The sequence below is a fragment of the Streptomyces sp. YS-3 genome (assembly GCF_045257485.1).
Classification (GTDB): domain Bacteria; phylum Actinomycetota; class Actinomycetes; order Streptomycetales; family Streptomycetaceae; genus Streptomyces.
Genome location: NZ_JBJHPC010000439.1, coordinates 1 through 6,075, shown reverse-complemented (window position 1 = coordinate 6,075; position 6,075 = coordinate 1). Strand labels below are relative to the sequence as shown.

At 70.6% G+C, this 6,075-nt stretch carries 5 protein-coding genes; all 5 read right to left on the bottom strand.

Annotation, left to right across the window (positions count from 1 at the left end; genetic code table 11):
* Positions 1–244: 244 nt before the first annotated feature.
* The 5 genes from ACJA3G_RS27545 to ACJA3G_RS27525 all read right to left on the bottom strand — a co-directional run bounded on the left by ACJA3G_RS27545 (position 245) and on the right by ACJA3G_RS27525 (position 6,046).
* Complete coding sequence (locus ACJA3G_RS27545; protein WP_406555740.1) at positions 245–1,522, bottom strand: thymidine phosphorylase; 1,278 nt, start codon at positions 1,520–1,522, stop codon at positions 245–247.
* A 117-nt stretch (positions 1,523–1,639) separates the two neighbouring features.
* The gene (locus ACJA3G_RS27540; protein WP_406555739.1) at positions 1,640–2,062 is read right to left on the bottom strand and encodes a cytidine deaminase; all 423 of its coding nucleotides are present in this window, start codon (positions 2,060–2,062) and stop codon (positions 1,640–1,642) included.
* Positions 2,059–3,345: an ABC transporter permease gene (locus tag ACJA3G_RS27535; protein ID WP_406555738.1), complete on the bottom strand. Its 1,287-nt coding sequence runs from the start codon at positions 3,343–3,345 to the stop codon at positions 2,059–2,061. The genes ACJA3G_RS27540 and ACJA3G_RS27535 overlap by 4 nt, the downstream gene beginning before the upstream one ends.
* Positions 3,342–4,469 (bottom strand): ABC transporter permease, encoded by a 1,128-nt coding sequence (locus tag ACJA3G_RS27530; protein WP_406555737.1) that lies wholly within the window; start codon positions 4,467–4,469, stop codon positions 3,342–3,344. The genes ACJA3G_RS27535 and ACJA3G_RS27530 overlap by 4 nt, the downstream gene beginning before the upstream one ends.
* Positions 4,466–6,046 (bottom strand): ABC transporter ATP-binding protein, encoded by a 1,581-nt coding sequence (locus tag ACJA3G_RS27525; RefSeq protein ID WP_406555741.1) that lies wholly within the window; start codon positions 6,044–6,046, stop codon positions 4,466–4,468. Before ACJA3G_RS27525 ends, ACJA3G_RS27530 begins: the two co-directional genes overlap by 4 nt.
* Positions 6,047–6,075 lie beyond the last annotated feature (29 nt).

The window sequence follows — 6,075 nt, the reverse complement described above, 5'->3', positions numbered from 1 at the left end:
GGAGGCGGTGGCCCGGCTCCACCGCCGCCAGATCCGCCCGCACCAGCCCGCCCACATCGCACACCACCTCCCGCGCCCCGGCCGCGTACAGCGCCCGCAGCCGCTCGCACAGCGGCGGGACGTCGGCGAGGGCCACCGGAGACGGGACGACGAGGAGCGCGGGTTGTGTGGGGTTCACATGCGGACAGACCCGCACCGGCCGGGAAAGTCATCGGCCGGTGCGGGTCTGCGGGGAGTCGGGGTGTCAGGCGATCCGGTCGAGGACGATCGGGTTCGCGGTGAACGAGGTGCCCGCCGGCGCGATGTCGTACGAGGCGCCCAGCGTCTGGAGCGCGTAGTCGAACTTCTCCGGCGTGTCCGTGTGCAGGGTGAGCAGCGGCTGACCCGCCGTCACCGTGTCGCCGGGCTTGGCGTGCAGCTCGATGCCCGCACCGGCCTGCACCGGGTCCTCCTTGCGGGCCCGGCCGGCGCCCAGGCGCCAGGCGGCGACGCCGATGTCGTACGCGTCGAGGCGGGTCAGCACGCCCGAGCTGGGGGCGGTGACGACGTGCTGCTCGCGGGCGACCGGAAGGGTCGCGTCCGGGTCGCCGCCCTGGGCCGCGATCATCCGGCGCCACACGTCCATGGCCGAGCCGTCGGCGAGGGCCTTCTCGGGGTCGGCGTCCTTGATCCCGGCGGCGTCCAGCATCTCGCGGGCGAGCGCCAGGGTGAGGTCGACGACGTCCCGGGGGCCGCCGCCGGCCAGCACCTCGACGGACTCGCGCACTTCGAGGGCGTTGCCCGCGGTGAGGCCGAGCGGGGTGGACATGTCGGTGAGCAGGGCGACGGTCTTCACGCCGCTGTCGGTGCCGAGCGCGACCATGGTGGAGGCGAGCTCGCGGGCGTCCTCGATGGTCTTCATGAAGGCGCCGGTGCCGACCTTGACGTCGAGGACCAGCGAGCCGGTGCCCTCGGCGATCTTCTTCGACATGATCGAGGAGGCGATCAGCGGGATGGCCTCGACGGTGCCGGTCACATCGCGCAGCGCGTAGAGCTTCTTGTCGGCGGGGGCCAGGCCGTCGCCCGCCGCGCAGATGACGGCGCCGGTGGTGTCCAGGACGTTCAGCATCTCCTCGTTGGAGAGCAGCGCGCGCCAGCCGGGGATGGACTCCAGCTTGTCCAGGGTGCCGCCGGTGTGGCCGAGGCCCCGGCCCGAGAGCTGCGGCACGGCCGCGCCGCACGCGGCGACCAGCGGGGCGAGCGGCAGCGTGATCTTGTCGCCGACGCCGCCGGTGGAGTGCTTGTCGGCGGTGGGGCGCGAGAGCGCGTCGAAGTTCATGCGCTCGCCGGACGCGATCATCGCGGCGGTCCAGCGGGCGATCTCCGTACGGTTCATCCCGTTGAGCAGGATCGCCATGGCGAGGGCGGACATCTGCTCGTCGGCGACGACACCCCGGGTGTAGGCGTCGATGACCCAGTCGATCTGCTCCGGGCTCAGCTCGCCCCGGTCTCGCTTGGTGCGGATGACGGAGATGACGTCCATGGCATTCCTTCCGGCAAGTGCGGTTCGTCCGTACGGTATACGCGACTCTACGCGCATAGAGAGGTCTGACGGATGCGGCCCCTCCCTCGCTGATCAGCAACGGAGGGGCCGCGGTGGTTACTTGGGGTCCCGCTTGAGGTGGTCCGGCCCGAAGGCCTGCGGGAGCATCGCGGACAGCGGCAGGATGCCGTCCGGGGTCTCCAGCAGGAGTTCCGGTCCGCCGTGCTCGAAGAGCAGCTGGCGGCAGCGTCCGCAGGGCACCAGGGCGGCGCCGTGGCCGTCGACGCACACGAAGTGCGTCAGCCGCCCGCCGCCGCCGAGCCGCAGCGCCGAGACGAGCCCGCACTCGGCGCACAGGGAGAGGCCGTAGGAGGCGTTCTCCACGTTGCAGCCGGTGACCGTGCGCCCGTCGTCCACGAGCGCCGCCGCGCCGACCGGGTAGCCCGAGTACGGGGCGTACGCCCGGGACATGGCGTCCCGGGCCGCCTCGCGCAGGGCCTCCCAGTCGACGGCGGTGGCGCCGGGGGCGTCCGGCGTCACTTGCCCTGGCCCTTGCGGTAGCGCATGCCGTCGGCCTTGGGCATCCGCAGGCGCTGCGCGGAGAGCGAGAGCACGAGCAGGGTGACGACGTACGGCGTGGCGCCGACGAAGTCGCTGGGGACGGTGTCGGTCATCAGGTACCAGACGAGGATGACCGCGGCGATCACGGCGCTGACCACGGCCTGGATCATGGCCTTGCGGTACGCCTTCCAGGCCGCCAGCAGACCGAGCAGGACCACCAGGAGCAGCAGCAGCGCGTGGACGGTCTCGCCGCCGTTGCGCAGCTGGAGGGCGTCGGAGAAGCCGAACAGGCCGGCGCCCATGGCGAGTCCGCCCGGTCGCCAGTTGCCGAAGATCATCGCGGCGAGACCGATGTAGCCGCGCCCGCCGGTCTGGCCCTCCAGGTAGATGTGCGAGGTGACCAGCGCCAGGAACGCGCCGCCGAGACCGGCGAGGCCGCCGGAGACGGCGACCGCCGCGTACTTGTACGAGTACACGTTGACGCCGAGGGACTCGGCGGCCACCGGGTTCTCGCCGCAGGAGCGCAGCCGCAGACCGAAGGCGGTCTTCCACAGCAGCCACCAGGTGCCGACGAAGAGCGCGACCGCGAGCACGGTCACCCAGGAGACGTGGGTGACCAGGCCGCCGAGGATGCCCGCCAGGTCCGAGACGAGGAACCAGTGGTGCTTCTCGATGGACTGCAGCCCCGAGGACAGGCCGGGGACGGTGAAGCTGGGCAGCTCGTCCGAGGGCGGCGACTGCTTGGGGTTGCCGCCCTTGGTCGCGGCGTCGCCCTCGTTGAAGAAGAGCTTCGCCATGTACTGGGTGGCGCCGAGCGCCAGCAGGTTGACGGCCACACCGGAGACGATGTGGTCGACGCCGAAGGTGATGGTGGCCACCGCGTGGACGAGGCCGCCCAGGACGCCGAAGCCGACGCCCGCGAGCAGGCCCAGCCAGGGGCTGGTCTGCCAGCCGATCCAGCCGGCGCCGAAGGTGCCGAGGATCATCATGCCTTCGAGGCCGATGTTGACCACACCGGCCCGCTCGGACCACAGGCCCGCGAGGCCCGCGAGGCCGATCGGCACGGCCAGGCCCAGGGCGGCGCTGATCTGGCCGCCGGAGGTGAGCTGGTCGGCGCCGGTGATCATGCGTACGGCGGAGACCAGGAGCAGGGCGCCCGCGACGATCAGCAGGATCTGCGCGAGGGAGGCCTTGCGCTTGAGGTTGCCCCGCTTGACCCCGGCCGGAGGCGGGGTCGTGGTCGTGTCGGTCGTGACGCTCATGCCGTCACCTCCTGCTGGTCGGACTTGGCGGCCTGGGCCGCGAGCTCGGCGCCGACGCGCTGCTGCTGGCGCTTCAGGCCGTAGCGGCGGACGACTTCGTAGGCGATGACGACGCACAGGACGATGACGCCCTGGATCACGCCGAGGATCTCCTTGTCGAAGCCGATGAACTCGAGGTGGCTGGTGGTGCGCTCCAGGAAGCCCCACAGGAGCGCGCCGAGGGCGATGCCGACCGGGTGGTTGCGGCCGAGCAGCGCGATGGCGATACCGGTAAAGCCGAGGCCCACCGGGAAGCTGTTGTCGTACTGGTGGCTGTCGTTGAGGAGCGTCGGCAGACCGACCAGGCCCGCCACGGCGCCCGAGATGATCATGCTGGTGGCGACCATCTTCTTGACGCTGACACCGCTGGCGGCGGCTGCGGACTCGGACTGGCCGACGGCCCGCAGGTCGAAGCCGAAGCGGGTGCGGCCGAGCACGAACCAGTACGCGACGCCCGCGAGGGCGGCGACGAAGATGAAGCCCCACAGCGTGCCCGCGGCACCGGTGTCGATGCTGAAGAACCAGGAGTCCTTCGGCAGCGGCTTGGTGGAGACCAGGGTGCCGGCCGAGTCGAGCTGGCCCAGGCGCTCGGGCTGCATCAGATACGCGATGATCGCGGTGGCGATCGCGTTGAGCATGATCGTCGAGATGACCTCGCTGACGCCGCGGGTCACCTTGAGGATGCCCGCCACGGCGGCCCACATCGCGCCGACGAGCATCGCCACGACGATCATCAGCGGGATGGCGATGATGCCGGGCAGGGTCATGGCACCGCCGACGACGGCCGCGAAGAACGCCGCCATGCGGTACTGACCGTCGACACCGATGTTGAACAGGTTCATCCGGAAGCCGATGGCCACCGCGATGCCCGCCAGGTAGTACGTGGTGGCCTTGTTCAGGATGTAGATCTGGCTGTCGCTGGCCGAGCCGTACGACAGCATGTCGTTGAAGGCCGTGAACGGGTTCTTGCCGGTGATCAGGATGACGACGGCCGTCACGGCGAGCGCCGCGACCACCGCGAGCACGGGGGCCGCGACCGCGAGGAGCAGGCGCTCCTTGTCGATCCTGGAGGTGAGCTTCTTCATCGGTCCTCTCCCCCGTCCGTACCGGACTCTTCGCCCTCAGCGTGTTCCAGGTGGCCGGAGGCCGCACCCGTCATCGCGGAGCCGAGTTCCTCGGGGGTGATCGTGGCGGGGTCGGCGTCCGCGACCAGACGGCCGCGGTACATCACCCGCAGGGTGTCGGACAGGCCGATCAGCTCGTCCAGGTCGGCGGAGATCAGCAGCACCGCGAGGCCCTCGCGGCGGGCCTCGCGGATCTGGTCCCAGATCTGCGCCTGCGCGCCGACGTCCACGCCCCGGGTGGGGTGCGCGGCGATCAGCAGCTTGGGGGTGTGGCTCATCTCGCGGCCGACGATCAGCTTCTGCTGGTTGCCGCCGGAGAGCGAGGCCGCGGTGACGTCGATGCCGGGGGTGCGCACGTCGTACTCGCGCACGATCCGCTCGGTGTCGAGCCGGGCCGCCTTGTTGTCGAGCAGGCCGCCCTTGGAGTTGGGGCGCTCGGTGATGTGGCCGAGCATCCGGTTCTCCCACAGCGGGGCTTCCAGGAGCAGGCCGTGGCGGTGGCGGTCCTCGGGGATGTAGCCCACGCCGCCCTCGCGGCGCTTGCGGGTCGGCGCGTGCGAGATGTCGGCGCCGTCGAGGGTGATGACACCGCCGTCCGGGTCGCGCATGCCCATGATGGCCTCGACGAGCTCGGCCTGGCCGTTGCCCTCGACACCGGCGATGCCCAGGACCTCGCCCTTGTGGATGGTGAACGAGACGTTCGACAGGACGTCGCGCACCACGCCGTCGGGGTCGGTCGCGGCGAGCTGGAGCCCGGCGACCTTCAGCATCGGCACATCGGTGACGGTCGACTCGCGGGTCTCCGGGGACGGGAGCTCGCTGCCCACCATCAGCTCGGCGAGCTGCTTGGAGGTGGTGTTCCTCGGGTCGGCGGTGCCCACCGTCGTACCGCGCCGGATGACGGTGATGTCGTCGGCGACCTTCAGCACCTCGCCCAGCTTGTGGGAGATGAAGATGACGGTCAGGCCCTCGGCCTTGAGCTCGCGCAGGTTGTCGAAGAGCGCCTCGACCTCCTGCGGGACCAGGACGGCCGTCGGCTCGTCGAGGATGAGGGTGCGCGCGCCGCGGTAGAGGACCTTGAGGATCTCCACGCGCTGGCGGTCCGCGACACCCAGGTCCTCGACGAGGACGTCGGGGCGCACGTTCAGGCCGTACGCGTCCGAGATCTCCTTGATCTTCTTACGGGCCTTGGCGCCGATGCCGTACAGCTTCTCGCCGCCGAGAACCACGTTCTCCAGGACGGTGAGGTTGTCGGCGAGCATGAAGTGCTGGTGCACCATGCCGATTCCGCGCGCGATGGCGTCGGCGGGGCTGTGGAAGGCCGCCTGCTCGCCGTCGACGGTGATGGTTCCCTCGTCCGGCTTCTGCATGCCGTAGAGGATCTTCATCAGGGTCGACTTGCCGGCACCGTTCTCACCGCAGAGGGCATGGACGGTGCCCTTCTTGACGGTGATGTCGATGTCCTTGTTGGCGACGACGCCGGGGAATCGTTTGGTGATGCCGCGCAGTTCGACGGCGGGAGGGCTGGACGCGTTGATGGCGCACTCTCCTACGAGAAGGAGGGGGG

Excerpts from the sequence above, each read along its gene's own strand:
- ACJA3G_RS27545 (WP_406555740.1), bottom strand. The coding sequence starts at position 1,522 with ATGGACGTCATCTCCGTCATCCGCACCAAGCGAGACCGGGGCGAGCTG.
- ACJA3G_RS27535 (WP_406555738.1), bottom strand. The coding sequence starts at position 3,345 with ATGAGCGTCACGACCGACACGACCACGACCCCGCCTCCGGCCGGGGTC.
- ACJA3G_RS27530 (WP_406555737.1), bottom strand. The coding sequence starts at position 4,469 with ATGAAGAAGCTCACCTCCAGGATCGACAAGGAGCGCCTGCTCCTCGCG.